Here is a 19542-nt window from a genome sequence, read left to right on the forward strand (position 1 = left end):
AGTAGAAGCGGCGGTGCCCCGGCAGGTCCCCGTCCCGGTGCACCGGCGCCCCGCCCGCCTCCAGCCGGGCCGCGTACGCCTCGATGCCCGTGACCCGCAGCCCCGGGTGCGCCTTCCTCGTGGGCCGGAAGTCCCGTTCGATCCCCAGGTGCAGCCGCACGGCCCCCGCCTCGAACCAGCACCCGCCCCGCCCGGCGAGCGCCGGCGGCTTGGGGATCTCGGTCATGCCGAGGACGTCCACGTAGTACGCCCGCAGCAGGTCCTCGCAGCCCGGTGGGGCCGCCAGCTGCACATGGTCCACGGCGACCAGCATCAGCCCTCCCTGCGGGCCACCGCGAAGATGCGGCGGAAGGGGAAGGGGGTGCCGTGCGGCCCCGCCGGATACGCCTTGCGCAGGGCCGTGCGGTAGGCGTCCAGGAAGTCCTCCCGCGCCCCGGGGTCGTCGGCGAGCGCCGTGAGGACCGGGCGCAGTCCCGTCCCCTTCACCCAGTCCAGCACCGGGTCCTCCCCCTGGAGCAGGTGGACGTACGTCGTCTCCCACACGTCGACCTCGCAGCCCAGATCCGCCAGCGCCGTCAGATAGGTCTCCGGCGCGAGCACCGCGTCGTCGTGGCGCAGGGTGTCCCCCAGGCCGGCCGACTCCGCGAGTTCACGCATGAGCCGGTGGCTCGGGGAGTCGAAGTTCCCGGGCACCTGGAAGGCGAACACACCGCCGGGCCTGAGCCCGGCCACCCACGCCCCGAAGAGCTCCACATGCCCCGGCACCCACTGCAACGTCGCATTGCTGACGATGAGGTCGTACGGCTGTGCGGGCGCCCAGGTGCGGACGTCGGCGTGGACGAAGTCCAGGTGGCCGTAGTCGGCGCGCGCCTTGTCGAGCATCTCGGCGGAGTTGTCGTAGCCGGTGATCCGTGCCGTGGGCCAGCGTTCGGCGAGGAAGACGGTCACGTTGCCGGGGCCGCAGCCGAGGTCGGCGACGACGGGCTCGGGGGACGGGAGTTCGGGGATGCGGGCGATGAGGTCGGCGAAGGGGCGGGCGCGGTGGCCGGCGTGCCGGAGGTACTGGGCCGGGTCCCAGGCGGGAGTGGTCATGTCCCCCACCTTCCCGCCGAATTTATCTTGATGTCAAGAGACTCGACTTCAAGAGACTTCACATCGACACAACCACTACACTGATCGTCATGGAGGACGAGGTCGATCGACTGGTATCGGCGTGGCGCCGCGAGCGCCCGGACCTCGACGTGGAACCGCTTGAGGTCCTCAGTCGGGTGAGCAGACTCGCCCGGCACCTGGACCGGGCCCGCCGGCTGGCCTTCGCCGAGCACAGCCTGGAGCCCTGGGAGTTCGACGTGCTGACCGCGCTCAGGCGCGCGGGAACGCCGTATCAACTCTCCCCGGGGCAGCTGCTGACGCAGACTCTGGTCACCTCGGGCACCATGACCAACCGCATCGACCGGCTGGCCAAGAAGGGCCTGGTGGAGCGGTTGCCGGACCCGAGCGACCGGCGCGGGGTGCTGGTCCGGCTCACCGAGGACGGCAGGGACCGCGCGGACCAGGCACTCGCCGGTCTGCTGGAGCAGGAACGCGCGATCCTCGCCGAGCTCTCCCGGGCCCAGCGCGGTGAACTGGCCGGGCTGCTACGCCAGCTGACCGCCCCGTTCGACAACATCCCCGGCTAGGTCGACGGGACCGACCCCGGCCCGGCGCGCGAGGGCGACCGCGGCCAGGGTGGAGTGGACGCCCAGCTTGCCGAGGACGTTCTGCATATGGGTGCGGACGGTGTGGGGGGACAGGAAAAGCCGCTCGGCGACCGCCTTGCGGCCCAGCCCCGCCACCATGCACCGCAGGACCTCGCGCTCCCTCGGGGTGAGGGACTCCACCAGCCGCTCGCTCTCGGTGCGGTGCTTGCGGGCCGCGGTCAGCTCCCGGAGCACGCCCGTCAGCAGGGCGGGCGGCAGATGCGTCTCGTCCCGCAGGACCCCTCGTATGACGGTGAGCAGCCGGGACAGCGAGCAGTCCTTGGCGACCCAGCCCGAGGCACCCGCCTGGAGGGCGAGCGCGGCCCGCCGCGGGTCGTCCTTCTCGGCGAGGACGACGATCCTCACGCCCGGCTGAGCCGAACGGACCCCGGCGACCAGCGATATGCCGTCGACCAGCCCCTCCTCGTTGCCGTCCTGCACGGGCACGGCGGGCCTGATGCCCTGGACGTTGCCTCCCAGGTCGGCGTCGACCAGCAGCACGTCGAAGCGGCGGCCCTCGGCCGCGGCGCGCTCCAGCGAGCGCAGCGCGGCGGGGCCGCTGCCGGCGGCGGAGACCTCCACGTCGGGCTCGGCCGCCAGTGCGGCGGCGAGCGACTCGGCGAAGATGCGATGGTCGTCGACGACCAGGACTCGGATGCGAACCACGTAACCCCCTTCCCCAAGCTCTCGAAGAGCAGGGGATACCCCATCGTCATCGTCCTCGGCAGACGATTCGGGAGACGACATCGGAGCGGATACGACGCCCGAAGCACGATGGCCGCACGGCCGCCGCCGTGCAGGAACTGCTACCCCCACTTCGGGCGCCGTACCCGACTGTCTCGCCCCCTGATCAGCACCGGCCCCCACCGGTGCTGTTCATCAGGGTACGGCCGGGGGGCAGGAGCGGAAGGTTATTTGCAGAACTGGCTGTCCGGTGCGTTTATGGTGAGCCGCATGTTTCGTCTGGAGACAGAAGTCGACAAAGCCCGGCAAGATCTGCTCCGCAGCCGGCTGCGGGACACCAACACGGCGGCCTCGCCGGTGCTGCGCGCACTGCGCGGAACCCCAGGTGAACGGGAACTTCCGCTCCATGTCTGGGCGTTGGACGAGTCCGACGCCCTTGCGGGCGGGCTGGTCGGGCACACCTGGACGAGTTGGCTGCATGTGGCCTATCTCTGGGTCGACGCGGCCCACCGCGGCACGGGTCTGGGTTCGCACCTGCTTGCGACCGCGGAGCGGCTGGCACGCCGGGAGCGGGGCTGCGCCGCCGTCCGCCTGGAGACGTGGGACTTCCAGGCCCCGGAGTTCTACAAGAAGCAGGGATACGAGGTGGTGTGCGTGATTCCGGACTATCCGCCGGGGGTCACGGAGTACACGCTGACGAAACGGCTGGGGTGAAACGGCAGAACCCGTTCACAGCTCGTCGAGGGCCTCAGGGGTGATGTCGATGTCGATGTCGTAGGGGACGCCCAGCTTGAGCTGGTCGCGGTGGGTGCCTGTCAGGGCGTATGTCTTGGACAGCGGGTCGAGCTCATAGGTCCTCACCACGGGCTGGTGGTTCGTGCCGGTCATCTCGACCAGCCAGTAGTGCGGGATGCCTGCGGCGGCGTACTTGTGGGGCTTGGTGTCGCGGTCGCGGGCCTCGGAGTCGGGGGAGACGACTTCGGCGGCGAGCAGGACGTCGGCGGCGTCGAAGCGGGTCTGCTCCCTGCTCCTGACGGCCTCGGCACGTACGACGGAGATGTCGGGCTCGGGGCCGTTACGGCGGTCCAGGACGACGGTCATCTCGCGGCGGACCTTCATGCCCTTGGGGACCGTCCGGCGCAGGCCGGTCACCAGCAGGTCAATCATCGTGCTGTGAAAATCCCGCTGCGGACTCACGAAAACCAGACTCCCGTCGATCAGCTCGGTGTGCGGCGGGAGGTCGGGCAACGTGAACAGGTCGTCCACGGTGTATCCGTCCCGGGGCGGCACCGGCCAGCGGGAGCCGGGCTCGGCGGTCGGCTCGGCGAGGGGCTCGGCGGTCATGATTCCTCCCATGGGCGGGATTCTCGGCCTGCCCGTCCACGGTAACCGCCGGAATGGTTGATCGTCATCACAAAGGGTGACGACAGGGCGGTACGGCTGCTCCGGCTTCTTCGGCTCCCGCTCTCGCCAGGAAGGAATCGCGGCCGTCAGGTGCGCAGGAAGCGCCAGGAGTCGGGGTCGTCCGCGCTTTCCGGGTTCAGGCCCAGTTCCCAGGCGATGCGGGCGGCGCGGTGGGGGGAGACGTCGGGGTAGTGCTCGGCGTGCACCTCGACATAGCCGTGGGGGTCGGCGGCGGCCGTGCGCAGGGCCTCGCGCAGGGTGTGCTCCTGCTCGGCGAGGGTGTCCCGCTCCTCGCGGCGCCGGGAGCGGCCGGTGCCCTGGCCGGCCGCGAAGGCGACGAGGGCGAGGGCGATCAGCGCGAAGACCCCCACGCCGACGGCGTCGCCGGTGGCGTCCGCGTCGCTCGGGGTCTCGGGGCGCAGGACGCCCTTCGGGTCCGCGATCACGGTGATGGTCTGGCCGACGCCGAAGCTGCCGCGCCGGGCCTTGAGGGCGGGGCCGGGGACGGCGGTGCCGTCGCGGCGCACGAGCGCGTAGTCGTAGGTGTCCGACCGCTGGTCCTGCTCGTCGGAGGGGGCGAGCCATTCCCGTACGACGGTGGCGGTGATCTTCTCGCCGCGGCGCTCCAGGGTGAGGTCGTCGCGGGCCAGGTCGGCGAAGGAGACGGCGGCCAGGGAGGCGCCGACGACCAGCAGCGCGAGGCCCGCGGCGGCCTCGCCCGCCCAGAGCTTGGCCAGCAGGAGGGCGAGCAGCAGGGCGTGCGCGATCCACAGGGGGACGAGGAGGCCGGGGCCGAAGTCGTCCGTCAGCCAGAACAGACCCGCGATCGCGGCGAGCACGTAGCAGCCGATACCGATCGCCGACAGGATGCGATGGTGCCCTCGACTCACGCTCCGAAGTTACTGGGGCCCGTGCCAGGGATCGGCCCGTCTTTCCCCAAGATCCCCTCAAGCCGCGCAAAACAGGGGTCAGCCCGGGGGCCTGTCCGGCGGATCATGCCGGCGTCGCGGGGTTGGGCACGCCCGCCTGCACTCATCAGTACCGCTTCTTGCAGCCGGCCTGATCCGCCGGACAGGCCCCGGGCCCGAGCCGGACCCAGGGCTACCGCTATGGGGTTCAGGACAGGCGTCGGGCGCCCGGGGACGGGACCGCTTCGAAGACGCGTGGGGCTGTGTGGCCCGCGGCGGAGAAGGCTTCCTCTACCGCCTTGGTGATGCGGTCCGCGTCGGTGGTCTCCGCGAGGACGATCGCCGAGCCGCCGAAGCCGCCGCCGGTCATCCGGGCGCCCAGGGCGCCGGCGGACAGGGCGGTGTCGACGACCAGGTCCAGCTCCGGGCAGGAGATCCGGAAGTCGTCGCGGAGGGAGGCGTGCCCCGCCACCAGCACCGGGCCGATCGCCCGGGTGTCGCCCGACTCCAGCAGGGCGACGACCTTCTCGACCCGCTCGTCCTCGGTGACGACGTGCCGGACCAGGCGTACGGCCTCCTCGTCGTCGCCGAGCCGGGCAAGGGCCGCGTCCAGCTCACCGTAGGGGATGTCCCGCAGCGCGTCCACGCCCAGCAGCGCCGCACCCCGCTCGCAGCCCGCCCGGCGCTTGCCGTACTCGCCCTCGCTGTGGGCGTGCTTGACCTGCGTGTCGACGACGAGGAGGACCATGCCCTCGGCGGCGAGGTCGAAGGGGATCTGCTTCTGCCCGAGGTCCCGGGTATCGAGGAACAGGGCGTGGCCGCTCTCGCAGCACGCGGACGCGGTCTGGTCCATGATCCCGGTGGGGGCGCCGACGTAGACGTTCTCGGCGCGCTGGCACAGGCGGGCCAACTGCCAGCGCTGGAGCCCGAGTTCGAACAGGTCGTTCAGGGCGAGCGCGACCACGACCTCCAGGGCCGCCGAGGAGGACAGGCCCGCGCCCGAGGGGACCGTCGAGGCGAGGTGGATGTCGGCGCCCGTGACCGGGTGGCCGGCCTCCCGCAGCGCCCACACGACACCGGCCGGGTACGCCGTCCAGTTCTTGTCGCTCTCCGGCGCGAGTTCGTCCAGGCGCAGTTCGACGACGTCGCCCTCGACGTCGGCCGAGTGCAGCCGCAGGACGCCGTCCGTACGCCGGGAGACGGCCGCGACGGCCGTGTGCGGCAGCGCGAAGGGCATCACGAAGCCGTCGTTGTAGTCGGTGTGCTCACCGATGAGGTTGACGCGGCCGGGCGCCGACCAGACACCTTCGGGGCCGGTCCCGTACAGCTCGGTGAAACCGTCCCGCACCTGCTGTGCCACTACTGCTCCTTCGAGATGTGCTGCGCGAACTCCCAGGCGTCCGCGACGATCCCCGCGAGGTCCGCGCGGGAGGGGTTCCAGCCCAGCTTCTCGCGGGCGGTGGCCGCCGAGGCGACCAGGGTGGCCGGGTCGCCGCCGCGGCGGGGGGCCACGATCTTGGGGATCGGGTGGCCGGTGACCTGCCGGACGGTCTCGATGACCTGACGGACCGAGAAGCCCTCGCCGTTGCCGAGGTTGCAGATGAGGTGCTCGCCCGGCTGGGCCGCCTTCAGCGCCAGCAGGTGGGCGTCGGCGAGGTCGGCGACGTGGATGTAGTCGCGGACGCAGGTGCCGTCCGGGGTGGGGTAGTCGTCGCCGAAGACGTTGATCGCCTCCCGCCTGCCCTGCGCGACCTGGAGGATCAGCGGGATGAGGTGCGACTCGGGGTCGTGCCGCTCGCCCTGCTTGCCGTAGGCACCGGCGACGTTGAAGTAGCGCAGGGACACGGCACCCAGTCCGTGCGCGTTCGCCTCGCTGGTGATCATGAAGTCGACGGCGAGCTTGGAGGCGCCGTACGGGTTGGTCGGCTTCGTGGGCGCCGACTCGACGATCGGCACCTCCTCGGGCTCGCCGTACGTGGCGGCCGTAGAGGAGAAGACGAGCCTTTTGACTCCGGCCTCGCGCATGGCGCCGAGCAGGGCCATGGTGCCGCCGACGTTGTTGTCCCAGTACTTCTCGGGCTTCACGACCGACTCGCCGACCTGCGAGAACGCGGCGAAGTGCAGCACGCCGTCGAAGGAGGCGTCGAGCCACTTGGCGGCGTCGCGGATGTCGCCCTCGATGAAGGCGGCGCCGGCCGGGACGCCCTCGCGGAAGCCGGTGGAGAGGTTGTCGAGGACGACGACCTCGTGGCCGGCCTCCAGGAGGTGCTGGGCCACGACCCCGCCGACATACCCCGCGCCACCTGTCACCAGGTACTTCATGAACTCGCTACCTCTCGCAGTCGCTGTGCCGCGGCCTCCGGCCGGATGTCGTTGATGAAGACGTTCATCCCCGACTCGGAGCCCGCGAGGAACTTCAGCTTGCCGGACGTACGACGGATGGTGAAAAGCTCCAGGTGCAGCGCGAAGTCGTCGCGGCCCACGCCCTCGAACTCCTCCAGCGCGCCGAACGGCGCCTGGTGCCAGGCGGCGATGTAAGGCGTCGGAGGCTCACCTTCGCCGAAGATCCGGTCGAAGCGCCTCAAGAGTTCCAGATACACCTTGGGGAACTCTGTGCGGGCCTCCTCGTCCAGGCCGAGCAGGTCGGGCACCCGGCGCTTGGGGTAGAGGTGCACCTCGTAGGGCCAGTGCGCCGAGTAGGGCACGAAGGCCACCCAGTGCTCGCCCTCCAGGACGATCCGCTCGTCGGCGAGCTCCCGCTCCAGGACGGCGTCGAAGAGGTTCTCCCCGCCAGTCGCCTCCTTGTGCGCCGCGAGCGAGCGCAACATCAGTGCGGTGCGAGGCGTGGTGAAGGGGTAGGCGTAGATCTGGCCGTGCGGGTGACCCAGTGTCACACCGATCTCCGCACCGCGGTTCTCGAAACAGAACACCTGCTCTACGGAGGGCAGATGAGACAGCTCCGACGTCCGGTCGGTCCACGCCTCCAGGACGAGCCGCGCCTGCTCCTCGGTCAGATCGGCGAAGGAGGAGTTGTGGTCGGAGGTGAAGCAGACCACCTCGCAGCGCCCCGAGTCCCCGGCCAGCGAGGGGAAACGGTTCTCGAAGACCACGGCGTCGTACGACGAGTCGGGGATCTCGCTCAGCCGGTCGCCCTGCGAGGGGCACAGCGGACATTCGTCGGCCGGCGGGTGGTAGGTCCGCCCCTGCCGGTGCGAGGCGATGGCCACGGAGTCGCCGAGCAGCGGATCCCGACGAACCTCGGACGTGGTGACGGTCCGCTCCAGCGGACGCCGGTCCACGGCCTCGCGGACGGTGTCGTCCCGCAGGTCGTAGTAGATGAGCTCGCGACCGTCGGCCAGCCGGGTCGAGGTCTTCTTCACCGCGGGACTCCTTCACTCAAACATAACTAAACACAAGTAACCATAACCGCCCACCTGCGTCAACATCGGAATCAAACAAAGCGCATCAGTCGAGGTGTTCAATTGCTGACTATGCAATCCCCCACAAACGGCGCATACACCGCACAAACCGCATACCTCGCGGCCGAGCTGAGACTCCCCACCAACTGGCTCGACTACACGATCCTCGGGATCTACTTCGTCGTCGTCCTCGGCATCGGCTTCGCGGCCCGCGCCTCCGTGAAGACGAGCCTCGACTTCTTCCTCTCCGGACGCTCGCTGCCCGCCTGGATCACCGGTCTGGCCTTCATCTCGGCCAACCTGGCCGCGACGGAGATCCTCGGGATGGCGGCCAACAGCGCACAGTACGGCGCCTACACCGTGCACTGGTACTGGATCGGCGCCATCCCCGCCATGGTCTTCCTCGGCCTGGTGATGATGCCCTTCTACTACGGCAGCAAGGTGCGCTCGGTCCCGGAGATGCTGCTCCTGCGCTTCGACAAGTGGGCGCACCTGCTCAGCTCGGCGCTGTTCGCGTTCGCGGCGATCCTGATCGCGGGTGTGAACCTCTACGCCCTGGCGATCGTCGTCGAGGCCCTGCTGGGCTGGCCGCAGTGGGTGGCGATCGTGGTCGCCGGTGCCTTCGTCCTCGCCTACATCACCCTCGGCGGCCTCTCCTCGGCGATCTACAACGAGGTCCTCCAGTTCTTCGTGATCCTGGCGGCCCTGATCCCGCTGGTCGTCCTGGGCCTGAAGAAGGTGGGCGGCTGGGGCGGCCTCACGGACAGGCTGACGGCCCAGCACGGCGAGAACTTCACCACCGCCTGGGGCGGCACGGGCATCGGCAGCGGCAACCCGCTGGGCGCGAACTGGCTGACGATCGTCCTCGGCCTCGGCTTCGTGCTGTCCTTCGGCTACTGGACGACGAACTTCGCGGAGGTCCAGCGCGCGCTGTCGGCGAAGAACCTGTCGGCGGCCCAGCGCACGCCCCTGATCGCCGCGTTCCCGAAGATCTTCATCGTCTTCCTGGTGATGATCCCGGGTCTGACGGCGGCCGCCCTGATCCCCGGCTTCGGCACGGACAAGTCGGGCTACCAGTACAACGACGCGATCCCGTACCTGATGGAACAGCTCCTGCCGAACGGCGTCCTGGGCATCGCGGTGACGGGCCTGCTGGCCGCGTTCATGGCGGGCATGGCGGCGAACGTCTCGTCCTTCAACACGGTGTTCACCAACGACATCTGGGCCCGCTACGTGCAGCGGGGCCGCGAGGACGGGTACTACGTCCGCTTCGGCCGTCTGATCACGGTGATCGGCGTCTGCGCGTCGGTGGGCACGGCGTTCCTCGCCTCGTCCTTCTCCAACATCATGAGCTACCTCCAGACGCTGTTCTCCTTCTTCAACGTGCCGATGTTCGTCGTCTTCATCGTCGGCATGTTCTGGCGGCGCGCGTCGGCGAAGTCCGGCTTCTGGGGGCTGCTCGCGGGCACGCTCGCGGCGATGCTGAACTACTTCTGGATCTACAAGCAGGGCATCATCGACATCCCCTCCGACCAGGGCGCCAACTTCGTCTCCGCGATCGTCGGCTTCGTGGCCGGCGCGGTGGTCATGGTCGCCGTCTCCCTGTTCACGCGGCCGAAGCCCGCCGAGGAACTCCAGGGCCTGGTCTACGGCACGACGTCCCCCGGCATGTCCGAGCCGCCCGCCGCCGGCGACGACGCGTGGTACCGGCGGCCGGCCCTGCTGGGCTGGGGCGCGGTCGTCCTGGCCGCCGCCTGCTACATCCCGTTCTCGTTCTGATCGCGGAAGGATCCCGCAGCCATGTCCTCCGAGCACTACTCCGAACACGACGTCCAGCGGGAAGTCACCGACCTCCAGGCCAAGTCGGCGACCGCGGCCCGCATCTTCGACCTGCGCCGCATCATCGGCGGCCTGTTCGTCCTCTACGGCGTCATCGTCACGATCGCCGGCATCAACCCGTCCGACGCGACCCTCGACAAGGCCGAGGGCGTCAACATCAACCTGTGGACGGGCCTGGGGATGCTGGCCCTGGGCGTCTTCTTCCTGGTGTGGCTGAAGCTCAAGCCTGCGGCGCCTGTGCAGGAAGCCCCGCGCGACGACGAGTGAGACGGGAGAACGGCCGCCGGGGCAGACGACTTTGCCATTGCTTTGCTAAGGTCGAACGGCTGTCGCCCTCCTCGCCGACCACTGTCGGTGCTGATCAGAGGGCATGACGTCTGCTTACGGGGGATCCATGGGCCAAGGCACGAATGTCGAGACGGAAGCACTGCGACGCTACGCCGACGCCGCCGAGGACGCGGCCGAGCGCGTCCGCCGGATCCGGCGGCGGACCTCGGGGCTGCACCTGTCGGACGGCGTGTTCGGACAGCTGCCCGAGGCCAACGAGCTGCGGGCGGGCTACATCGAGCAGATGGGGCAGTCGGGGGACGATCTGGAGTCGGCCGCGGAGACCCTGGACACGGTCGCCCGGGCGATGCGCGGCTCGGCGGACGACTACGACGCGAACGAGGACGCGACGGCACGTTCCTTCGGGGGTGACGCCTGATGGGTGTCGGACAGGAGGCGACCAGCGCCCTGGACCGCATCAACTACACCCTGGACTGGAGCAACCCCCTCGCCTCGACGATCGACGAGGTCATCAAGGGCGTGCTCAAGCAGTGCGGTGTCGACGACTGGTTCGACTGGGTCACCGGAGACAGCGCGCAGTTGCAGGAGACCGCGAACGAGTGGCGTACCGCCGCGCGCGAACTCCAGGGCGTCGTCGACGATCTCGTCGCGGAGCGGAAGGCCGTGGAGCGCGTCTGGGAGAGTGACGCGGCCACGGGCTTCAGCCGGACCATGACCGACTTCGAGCAGGCCCTGCTGGGCGAGGCCGAGGACATGGTCACCATCGCGGAGTTGCTGGAGGTCGCGGCGTCGGCGTGCGAGATGGCCGAGCAGGCCATGACCGACCTCCTCGTCGAACTCGTGGAGTCTCTCCTGGTCACCGCCGCGACCACGGCGATCCTCGCCGTGCTCACCGCAGGAGCCGCCGCCGCCATCGGCCCGCTGGCGGGTGCCGCGAACGTGGCGTACCGGGTCGCCAAGGCCACGAGGATCGCGGCCAAGCTGGCCGACAAGCTGGCCGATCTCGCGAAGCAGACCAGAGCCCTGGCGAAACTCTCGCGGCTCCGCCGGTACTTGCGCAGTCTCGACCGCGCGAAGATCAAGGAGTGGAAGGGCGCCAAGTGGAAGATCCTCGGCAGTGTCCGCCGTGGTGAGATGCCCGAGGCTGCGGACATCGCCCAGTACATGGCGTGGAAGCAGGGAAAGGCGCTGGCCAAGGGCATCCTCGGGGTCGACCCCGGGGGCGCTGTCACGGGCGCGATGACGGAGGGTTCGCCGGCGCTGGCCGAGGAGAGCGCCGAATACGCGAAGCGTCCGGACTCCCAGAGCTTCGACGAACGCATGGGCGACCGGGACTTCTCCGGCAAGACGGTGAAGGAAGTGTTCGGGTGAAGTTCTCGGAGGTGCTCTCCTGGTCGGGCTTCAAGACCTGGATCTCGGGCGCCGAGCGCCCCGACCCGCACGCGGTCGCCCGCGCGGCCCGGGAGCAGGCCAGGGTCGCCCTTCCCGCCGTGGAGCGGCTGGTGGACTCCCATGTCGTGGCGATCGGCGACGGGGCGCCGGTGCCCCCGGCCCGTATGCGACCCGACGTGTTCCCGGAGGCCGGGTCGACCACCGACCGGGTGCTGGCCCATGCGGACCGGACCGAGCGGGTGCTGGACCGGCTGAATCCGGTGAACGCGGCGATGGACGCGTTCGACAACCGGGGCGGCAGGACGGAACAGGCGCTGTCCGGGGACTGGGGCAGCACTGCGGGACAGCTGGCCTGTGCCCTGCAGCCCCGCGAGGACGCCGGCGTCGTGTCGGTGCTTCTCCTGGGGCACCGTGGCCTGCATGTGGTCCACGTCCAGAGGTCCCCGGACGGCCGCACGGCGGGCCCGGCCGTCAAGTACGGCTGGGGGGTGCCCGTCGATCAGGTGGCCTGGTTCCGCAAGCGCACCGACGCACCCCATGGCACCCACGACATCGCCTTCAGCGACGGCTCACGGGTCAGCATCTGCTTCCCCGTCGCGGGCTGGGGAACGCTGGCGGAAGGGCTGTCCGATCTCCGGGCACGGTGAGCTACAGGCGTTTTGAAGGGGCCCCACGCAGCCGCACCATCACGGCCCAATCGCCGGAGGCTGCGGCTGCGGCACAGGCCCCGCCCGATCCAACAACCCCGTCCGCGCAGCCAACGCCGCCGCCTCCAGTCGAGACCCCACCCCCAGCTTCATCAGGACCCGCTGCACATGGGTGCGGGCGGTCGACGGCGCTATCCCCATCCCCGCCGCGATCAGCCGCGTGTCCTCGCCGTCCGCGACCCGCACCAGCACCTCGACCTCACGGGGCGTCAGCATCGACAGCAACCGCTGCCCCTCGTCGTCCGGCTGGGCCGCGGGGTTCAGCAGTTCACTGAACGCCCCCTGCAGCAACTGCGGAGCCACCGCGGCCTCCCCCGCCCGCGCCTTCATGATCGCCCGCTCGACACCCTCGATCCGCTCGTCGTGCCGCACATATCCGGACGCCCCCGCCGCGAACGCCGCCGCGATCCCGCGAGGGCTCGGCACCGGCCCGAGGACCAGCACCGCCACCTGCGGCCGCTCGCGCTTGATCTTCACGACCGGGTCGAACATCCCCGGCTCCGCGGGCGTGGCCGTCCCCAGCAGGCACACCTCCGGCGCCCTGCTGATCACCAGCTCCGCCGCCCCCGCGGCCGGTGCCGCCGCCGCGAGCACCCGGTGCCCGCGCAGTTTCAGTGCCGAGGCCAGCGCCTCGGCGAGCAGTCGGTGGTCGTCGACCACCATGAGCCGCACTCCCATCGAGCAACCCCCCAGTCCCCCCAATGGATCCGCGTGAATGCCCCCGGAAGCTACACGCTTGTTCGACGTTGCGCTTCCCCTACTGGTGAGAAGTGCCCCAGAACGACGGAATTTCTGTCTTTCCTCTCATTCGACGGGGATGCACGATAAGCGGTCCGCGCGCCCCCGGCGCACTCACGCGTCTTCGGCCAGCTCCAGCCAGCGCAGCTCCAGTTCCTCCCGCTCGCCGCCCAACGCCCGCAGCTCGGCGTCGAGTTCGGCGACCTTCGCGAAGTCGGTCGCGTGGTCGGCGATCTGCGCGTGCAGCTTGGTCTCGCGCTCGGAGATCTTGTCGAGCTGCCGCTCGATCTTCTGGAGCTCCTTCTTCGCGGCCCGCTGATCCGCCGCGCTCTTCTCGGGTACGGCCTTCACCGGAGCCGGGGCGGCCGCGGCCACCGCCTCCTCCATGCGCTGCCGCCGCTCCAGGTACTCGTCGATCCCGCGCGGCAGCATCCGCAGCGTGGCGTCGCCGAGGAGCGCGAAGACCCGGTCCGTGGTCCGCTCGACGAAGAACCGGTCGTGGGAGATGACGATCATCGAGCCGGGCCAGCCGTCGAGGACGTCCTCCAGCTGGGTCAGGGTCTCGATGTCGAGGTCGTTGGTGGGCTCGTCGAGGAAGAGGACGTTGGGCTCGTCCATCAGCAGTCGCAGGAGCTGGAGGCGGCGGCGCTCACCGCCGGACAGGTCGCCGACCGGCGTCCACTGCTTCTCCTTGTTGAAGCCGAACGTCTCGCACAGCTGCCCGGCGGTCATCTCCCGCCCCTTGCCGAGGTCGACGCGCTCGCGGACCTGCTGCACGGCTTCCAGGACCCGCAGGTTCGGGTTCAGCTCGGCGACCTCCTGGGAGAGGTAGGCCAGCTTGACCGTCTTGCCGACGGTGACGCGCCCGCCGACGGGCTGCTTCTCGCCCTCGGTGCGGGCCGCCTCCGCCATCGCCCTCAGCAACGAGGTCTTGCCGGCGCCGTTGACCCCGACGAGGCCGATGCGGTCGCCCGGTCCGAGCTGCCAGGTGACGTGCTTGAGCAGCACCTTGGGCCCGGCCTGGACGGTCACGTCCTCCAGGTCGAAGACGGTCTTGCCGAGCCGCGAGGAGGCGAACTTCATCAGCTCGCTGCTGTCGCGCGGCGGCGGCACGTCCTTGATGAGCTCGTTGGCGGCCTCGACGCGGAAGCGGGGCTTGGACGTACGGGCGGGGGCGCCGCGCCGCAGCCACGCCAGCTCCTTGCGCACGAGGTTCTGCCGCTTGGTCTCCTCGGTGGCCGCGATGCGCTCGCGCTCGGCGCGCGCGAAGACGTAGTCGGAGTAGCCGCCCTCGTACTCGAAGACGTCTCCGCGCTGCACGTCCCACATGCGCGTGCAGACCTGGTCGAGGAACCAGCGGTCGTGGGTGACGCAGACGAGCGCGGAGCGGCGCTCGCGCAGGTGCTTCGCCAGCCAGGAGATGCCCTCGACGTCGAGGTGGTTGGTGGGCTCGTCCAGGACGACGAGGTCCTGCTCCTCGATGAGGAGCTTGGCCAGCGCGATACGGCGGCGCTCGCCGCCGGAGAGCGGGGCGATGACGGTGTCGAGGCCCTGCGGGAAGCCGGGGAGGTCGAGTCCGCCGAAGAGTCCGGTCAGGACGTCCCGGATCTTGGCGTTGCCCGCCCACTCGTGGTCGGCCATGTCCCGGATGACCTCGTGCCGGACGGTCGCCGTCGGGTCCAGGGAGTCGTGCTGGGTGAGCACTCCGAGGCGCAGTCCGCCGGAGTGCGTGACGCGCCCGGTGTCGGCCTCCTCCAGCTTGGCCAGCATCCGGATCAGCGTGGTCTTGCCGTCGCCGTTGCGGCCCACGACGCCGATGCGGTCCCCCTCGGAGACGCCGAGGGAGACACCGTCGAGCAGGGCACGGGTGCCGTACACCTTGCTGACGTTCTCGACATTGACCAGATTGACGGCCATTACTCTCCTGCCCGGGGGGATCGATCAGCCTCCCAGCGTAGTGCGCGCGGGTGACGGACCGATCCCCGAGCAGGTGAGCCTGTGGAAAACCCCGTCAGCGGGCCGCCGCAAGGCGGAGGAGCCGTGCCGGTCGGCCGCTGCCCGCCGGGGAGCGCGCGCCAAGCCCTGCACGGCAAGCGGAGCTGACGGCAGGGCCTGGGTGCGCCCGTCGGTGAGCGATCCCCGAGCGGGTCAGGGTGTGGAAAACCCCGTCAGCGGGCCGCCGCCGTGCGGACCTCGGTGAGGAGGTCGTACATCGTCTGGCCGGGGCAGTCCGTCGCCAGCCAGTCGCGGTGGCCGCTCACCGTCTGGACGTCCTTGGTCGCACCGGCGGTGACCGGGCTGACGAAGGTGACCTGCGCCGTCGGGTCGAGGCCCTTCAGCCGGGCGATGACCTTGATCAGGCGGATCAGGGACTTCTTGGCCGCGTCGGTCGGGGGCTGGTCGACGAGCGTGCCGAGCAGGGCGATGCCGAGGTTGCCGGAGTTCCAGCCGCCGGTGTGGAAGGCGGTGACGAGGTTGCCGTCGGCGTCGAAGGCGGGGACCGGGTCGGTGCCGGAGTAGCGGCCCTCGTAGACGTTGCCGGTCTCGTCGATGAGGAAGTGGTAGCCGATGTCGCCCCAGTCCAGGGTGATCGCGTGGTACTCGTAGATCGCGCGGACGGTCGCGGCCGGGTCCGGGTCGTCGTTCGGGGTGTCCGTGTGGTGGACGGTGATCGTCTGCAGCGGGAAGTACTTCTCCGGCGAGTTGACCGTGCCGTCCGCCTTGTACCGCTTGGCCTCGTCGGCGCCCCAGGCCGGCCGGGAGAGGTAGACCGCGCCCCGGAGGCGAGTGGGCTCCGAGGGCACCTTGAAGGTGCGCGCCGGGCCGTCGGTGGTGTCGATCGCCAGCGAACGGACCCCGTCGATGCCGCTCGGCGCCTTCACCTCGTACGTGGTCGCGTTCCCCCCGGCGACCAGGGCCGTGCCGCCGTCCTCGACGGTCGCGCAGCCGCCCGTGAGGTCCTGCCAGGCGCCGTCCGCGAGCTTGATGGCGGCACCCTCCTTCGCCCCGGACCAGCGCACCCCGACGTAGGAGGCGGCGACGGCGGTGCTGGCCTCGCCGGTGCCGGTGGCCGCGTCGGTCCGGGTCGCGGGGAACCTCTCCGGCGTGGTGCCGGAGGTGTCCGCGGCGGCGGAGCCCGAGGAGTCGCCCGAGCCGGAGTCGGACTCGGTGGCCGCGAAGACCGCCGGGGTCAGCGCGGCCCCGCCGGCCACGGCCGCCGCGGCGCCGATCATCCCGCGACGGGACAGACGGCTCCTGCGGCGGTGCGAGGCAGTCGGCGTGGGGTCGGGTGTGGGGGTTTCTGACACGAGTGGTTCCTTCGGCGGTGCAGGGGGGACGTACGGACAACAGAAAGCTCTTGAGGCTCAACGGACGCTATGCGCCCCGCGGTTCACCGCTGTAGGACCTCAGTCGTACTTTCGGGTGAAGATCCCGCGCATCAGGCTCCGGCCATCCCCTGCCGCTGGATCAGCGCCGACGCCGGAGCCAGCCCGCGCCCCTGCCGGTCGGCCTCGGCCACCGGCATGTCGTCGCGGATCAGGCCCTCGGGGAGGAACACGGCCGCGGTGACACCGCCGCCCGGCGACGCGCGCAGCTCGACCCGCAGCCCCTGCCGCTCGCGCAGCCGGTTGACCACGAACAGGCCGATCTGCTTGGCGTCGAGGAGGTCGACCCGGTCGGACTGGATCTTGCGGTTGGCGTCGGCGAGGGCGTCCTCGTTCATGCCGAAGCCGCTGTCCTCGACCTCGATGAGCACGCCGTCGCGCACCCGCGCGGCCCGCAGCTGCACCTTGGTGCTGGGCGGCGAGAACGCGGCCGCGTTCTCGACCAGTTCGGCGAGCAGATGGATCACGTCGGCCACCGAACCGCCGACCACGGAGACCCGCGGCACCGCCCAGATCTGCACCCGGGGCGCGTTCTCGATCTCGGCGACGGCCGCGCGCAGCACGTCCGACAGCGCGATCGGGTCCCGCCAGCCGCGGCCCGGCGCGATCCCGGACAGGATGAGCAGGCTCTCGGAGTGCCGCCGCATCCGGGTGGCCAGGTAGTCGACGCGGTACAGCTCCTGGAGCACGGCCGGGTCCTGCTGGCGCTGCTCCAGCGCGTCGAGCAGGTCCAGCTGACGGTGGAGCAGCACTTGGCTGCGGCGGGCGAGGGAGACGTACACCCCGGAGATCCCGCTGAGCAGTTCGGCGCGCTCGGAGGCGGCCTTCAGGGCGGCCCGCTGGACGGCGGTCAGGGCGGTGCCGACCTGGGCGAGCTCGTCACCGGCCAGGCGGCGCATGGGCGCCTCGGCGTCGATGTCGACGCCCTGTCCGGCGTGCAGCCTGCGCATGGCCTGCGGCAGCCGGCGGCCGGCCACCTCAAGGGCGGAGTTGCGCAGGTCGAGCAGTTCGACGATGAGCCCGCGCCCGACGAGGACGGAGACGAGCAGCGACAGCAGCACACCGACCAGACCGAGCACCACGGCGATCCCGGAGGCGCCGAGGGTGTCCCAGCCGAAGGGGTCGGCCTTGGCGGTGGCGCCCGTACCGGCCGCCGTCTCCGCGGCGGTCAGACCTTCCAGCACGGTGGTGGAGGCGGTGTCCCAGCCCGACAGCGTCGTCGAGGGCACGGCACCCGGGCCCGCGGCCCGCACCCGGTTCTCGACGGCCTGCACGCGCGCGTACCCCTGCCCGTCGAGGATCTCCTGGTACGCCCCCTGGTGCGCGGCCTTCAGATCGGCGACCGCGGGCTCCAGCAGCTCCCGCTGGGTGGCGACCGCGCCGACGAACAGCGCGTACTGCTCCCGGCTCAGCGTCCCGCTCCCGGCGGCGGCACCCAGGAGCGCCTGCTCGCGGGCCATCGCCTCACGCGCGCGGGCCAGTTCGAGCACCACGCGCGCGTCGGAGGCGGCATCGGTGCCCTCGTCACCGGTGAGCGCCCCGGTGACGGCGAAGGCGTGCTCGATGACCGTCGTGTACTTGGTGTACGTCGCCGAGGACGCGGCCCCCTTCGCGCTCACCCCGCTCCGCACGGCGGCCAGCCCCCGCACGTCGCTCTCCAGCCGCTCAATCCGCTCCGGCAGCCCGGCGTCGAGCAGCGCCGCGTCCGAACTGGACGCGTTGATCCCGTCCTTGAGAGCGGCGGCGGCCTTGTCGGTGACCTCCCCCGCGGCCCCGAGCCCGTCCCCACTGAGCGCGGCGGCCCGCTCGTCCTGCACCGCACTCACGAACTCCCCGACCGGAGTGAGCAGTTCGGCGTTGACATCCTTGGCCCGCTCGGTGTCCCCGATGCTGGACGCGGTCGTCACAGCGGCAAACCCCCACAACGCCATGAGCGACACGATGGGCAACATCAACAGCGAGACGATCTTCGCGCGAACGGATCTGGGGCGCAGGCGGGCGGACGTACGGGAAAAGGACATGAAGGGGACCTAGCTCACGATTGAAGATACGTTTCAGCAGCCCACCCAGGGGCGCGGGGAACTGCGCGACCAGCCACAACGGACCCGCAGCCGACCAATGACCTACGCGGTGGTCAACTCAACTTCACGAAGCAATTCCGCGGCGATAGCCGACTCATGCCGTTTTCCGGTAGGCGACAACGCAACATACGCAGCGGCAAGAAACAGAAACGACCCCAGCACTACAGCCAACGGAAAGATGAACTCCGTCGGCGTGGCGCCAGCCAACCCCGCACTGCTGGGCGCCAGATCAATACTCACCGCGTACATCGCGGTGTAGTGCATGCTGCTCACCGCCAGCCCCATGACCAGCGCCGCCGCCGTGGCGAGCACCGGCCCCCGCACCACCAGCGTGAGCGTCAGCGCCGCGGTGGCCGCGACGACCGCGATCACGACAGACGCGATCACCAGCATCGGGTCGTAGTCGACCTTCCCGTGCAGATTGAGCGCGGCCATGCCGGTGTAGTGCATCGCGGCCACCCCAACTCCCGTGCCCAGCCCGCCGAACACCACCGACGTCACGCGCGAGCGCCCGTACCCGGCGATGAAGACACCCGCGGCGACCACGCCGACGGACATCAGCAGGCTGAGGACGGTCAGCGGAACGTCGTAGCGGATCGGGGTGCCCTCGACGCTGAAGCCCATCATCGCGATGAAGTGCATGGTCCAGATGCCCGAGCCGATGGCGACGGAGGCGAGGGTGAGCCAGTTGCGCTTGGAGACGCCCTCCGCTTCCAGCGCCCTGACGGTGCAGCGCAGTCCCAGCGCCGAACCGACGACGGCCATCGCATAGGACAGGACGGGGGTGACCCATCCGGCGCTGAAGTGATCCATGTGCCCCATGAAGATGTCCTCTCGTACCACCGGTAACTCCGGGTCGGGGTTGGCTGATCATGCCAGCCCTTCCCTTGGCACAGAGGGCGCGAAAGGGGTCATGGGGGGCGATTGCTGAACATTAAATTACTGTGGCGTGGATTA

General features: G+C 70.4%; 20 protein-coding genes. 7 read left to right on the forward strand and 13 right to left on the reverse strand.

The genetic code is table 11. The features are described 5' to 3' along the window. The coding region (locus ABZ896_RS01900) for a glyoxalase (protein ID WP_360920308.1) at positions 1–313 on the reverse strand (313 nt) is incomplete at its 3' end. Beyond that, on the reverse strand, positions 313–1092 hold the full coding sequence (locus ABZ896_RS01905; RefSeq protein ID WP_360920311.1) for a trans-aconitate 2-methyltransferase: 780 nt from the start codon (positions 1090–1092) through the stop codon (positions 313–315). The genes ABZ896_RS01900 and ABZ896_RS01905, both read right to left, overlap by 1 nt. An 89-nt stretch (positions 1093–1181) precedes the next feature. On the opposite strand from ABZ896_RS01905, the gene ABZ896_RS01910 reads away from it, so the two are divergent. Continuing rightward, a complete protein-coding gene (locus tag ABZ896_RS01910; protein ID WP_360920314.1) occupies positions 1182–1679 on the forward strand; it encodes a MarR family transcriptional regulator in 498 nt (165 codons plus the stop codon). On the opposite strand, the gene ABZ896_RS01915 is transcribed toward ABZ896_RS01910, so the two are convergent. Continuing rightward, positions 1638–2405 carry a response regulator transcription factor gene (locus ABZ896_RS01915; protein WP_360920317.1) on the reverse strand — a complete coding sequence of 256 codons (768 nt, stop codon included), beginning with the start codon at positions 2403–2405 and terminating at the stop codon, positions 1638–1640. The two genes, ABZ896_RS01910 and ABZ896_RS01915, sit on opposite strands and share 42 nt — an antisense overlap. 276 nt (positions 2406–2681) lie before the next feature. On the opposite strand from ABZ896_RS01915, the gene ABZ896_RS01920 reads away from it, so the two are divergent. Further along, positions 2682–3137 (forward strand): GNAT family N-acetyltransferase, encoded by a 456-nt coding sequence (locus ABZ896_RS01920; protein ID WP_360920320.1) that lies wholly within the window; start codon positions 2682–2684, stop codon positions 3135–3137. A gap of 15 nt (positions 3138–3152) precedes the next feature. Here ABZ896_RS01920 and ABZ896_RS01925 read toward each other — a convergent pair whose 3' ends face one another. The 5 genes from ABZ896_RS01925 to galT all read right to left on the reverse strand — a co-directional run bounded on the left by ABZ896_RS01925 (position 3153) and on the right by galT (position 8115). Continuing rightward, positions 3153–3767, reverse strand: coding sequence for a Uma2 family endonuclease (locus ABZ896_RS01925; protein ID WP_360920324.1), 615 nt, complete (start codon positions 3765–3767; stop codon positions 3153–3155). A gap of 146 nt (positions 3768–3913) precedes the next feature. After that, positions 3914–4717, reverse strand: a complete 804-nt coding sequence (locus ABZ896_RS01930; RefSeq protein WP_360920327.1) for a hypothetical protein — start codon at positions 4715–4717, stop codon at positions 3914–3916. A 226-nt stretch (positions 4718–4943) separates the two neighbouring features. Next, positions 4944–6095 (reverse strand): galactokinase, encoded by a 1152-nt coding sequence (gene galK, locus ABZ896_RS01935; RefSeq protein ID WP_360920329.1) that lies wholly within the window; start codon positions 6093–6095, stop codon positions 4944–4946. Continuing rightward, positions 6095–7057 carry a UDP-glucose 4-epimerase GalE gene (gene galE / locus ABZ896_RS01940; RefSeq protein ID WP_360920332.1) on the reverse strand — a complete coding sequence of 321 codons (963 nt, stop codon included), beginning with the start codon at positions 7055–7057 and terminating at the stop codon, positions 6095–6097. Before galE ends, galK begins: the two co-directional genes overlap by 1 nt. Then, positions 7054–8115, reverse strand: a complete 1062-nt coding sequence (gene galT, locus ABZ896_RS01945; protein ID WP_360920335.1) for a galactose-1-phosphate uridylyltransferase — start codon at positions 8113–8115, stop codon at positions 7054–7056. Before galT ends, galE begins: the two co-directional genes overlap by 4 nt. A 111-nt stretch (positions 8116–8226) precedes the next feature. Here galT and ABZ896_RS01950 point away from each other — a divergent pair, with 111 nt between their 5' ends. The 5 genes from ABZ896_RS01950 (at position 8227) to ABZ896_RS01970 (ending at position 12320) form a co-directional block, all read left to right on the forward strand. Next, entirely contained in the window at positions 8227–9933 is a 1707-nt protein-coding gene (locus tag ABZ896_RS01950; protein WP_360920338.1) for a sodium:solute symporter family protein, read from the forward strand. 21 nt (positions 9934–9954) lie between these two features. After that, positions 9955–10260 carry a hypothetical protein gene (locus ABZ896_RS01955; RefSeq protein ID WP_360920341.1) on the forward strand — a complete coding sequence of 102 codons (306 nt, stop codon included), beginning with the start codon at positions 9955–9957 and terminating at the stop codon, positions 10258–10260. A gap of 127 nt (positions 10261–10387) precedes the next feature. Further along, positions 10388–10699 (forward strand): hypothetical protein, encoded by a 312-nt coding sequence (locus tag ABZ896_RS01960; protein ID WP_360920344.1) that lies wholly within the window; start codon positions 10388–10390, stop codon positions 10697–10699. Further along, positions 10699–11652 carry a hypothetical protein gene (locus tag ABZ896_RS01965; protein ID WP_360920347.1) on the forward strand — a complete coding sequence of 318 codons (954 nt, stop codon included), beginning with the start codon at positions 10699–10701 and terminating at the stop codon, positions 11650–11652. The genes ABZ896_RS01960 and ABZ896_RS01965 overlap by 1 nt, the downstream gene beginning before the upstream one ends. Beyond that, entirely contained in the window at positions 11649–12320 is a 672-nt protein-coding gene (locus ABZ896_RS01970) for a hypothetical protein (protein ID WP_360920350.1), read from the forward strand. The genes ABZ896_RS01965 and ABZ896_RS01970 overlap by 4 nt, the downstream gene beginning before the upstream one ends. A 39-nt stretch (positions 12321–12359) precedes the next feature. Here ABZ896_RS01970 and ABZ896_RS01975 read toward each other — a convergent pair whose 3' ends face one another. From ABZ896_RS01975 to ABZ896_RS01995, 5 genes are all read right to left on the reverse strand, one after another. Beyond that, positions 12360–13058 (reverse strand): response regulator transcription factor, encoded by a 699-nt coding sequence (locus tag ABZ896_RS01975; RefSeq protein ID WP_360920353.1) that lies wholly within the window; start codon positions 13056–13058, stop codon positions 12360–12362. Positions 13059–13232: 174 nt separating this feature from the next. Next, positions 13233–15035 carry an ABC-F family ATP-binding cassette domain-containing protein gene (locus tag ABZ896_RS01980; RefSeq protein ID WP_360920356.1) on the reverse strand — a complete coding sequence of 601 codons (1803 nt, stop codon included), beginning with the start codon at positions 15033–15035 and terminating at the stop codon, positions 13233–13235. 251 nt (positions 15036–15286) lie between these two features. Beyond that, on the reverse strand, positions 15287–16426 hold the full coding sequence (locus ABZ896_RS01985) for a peptidoglycan recognition family protein (protein WP_360920359.1): 1140 nt from the start codon (positions 16424–16426) through the stop codon (positions 15287–15289). A 131-nt stretch (positions 16427–16557) separates the two neighbouring features. Beyond that, positions 16558–18411, reverse strand: coding sequence for a nitrate- and nitrite sensing domain-containing protein (locus ABZ896_RS01990; protein WP_360920362.1), 1854 nt, complete (start codon positions 18409–18411; stop codon positions 16558–16560). A gap of 216 nt (positions 18412–18627) precedes the next feature. Beyond that, positions 18628–19407 (reverse strand): MHYT domain-containing protein, encoded by a 780-nt coding sequence (locus ABZ896_RS01995; RefSeq protein ID WP_360920365.1) that lies wholly within the window; start codon positions 19405–19407, stop codon positions 18628–18630. Positions 19408–19542: the final 135 nt, after the last annotated feature.

The sequence above is a fragment of the Streptomyces sp. NPDC047072 genome, from assembly GCF_040643855.1.
GTDB lineage: Bacteria > Actinomycetota > Actinomycetes > Streptomycetales > Streptomycetaceae > Streptomyces.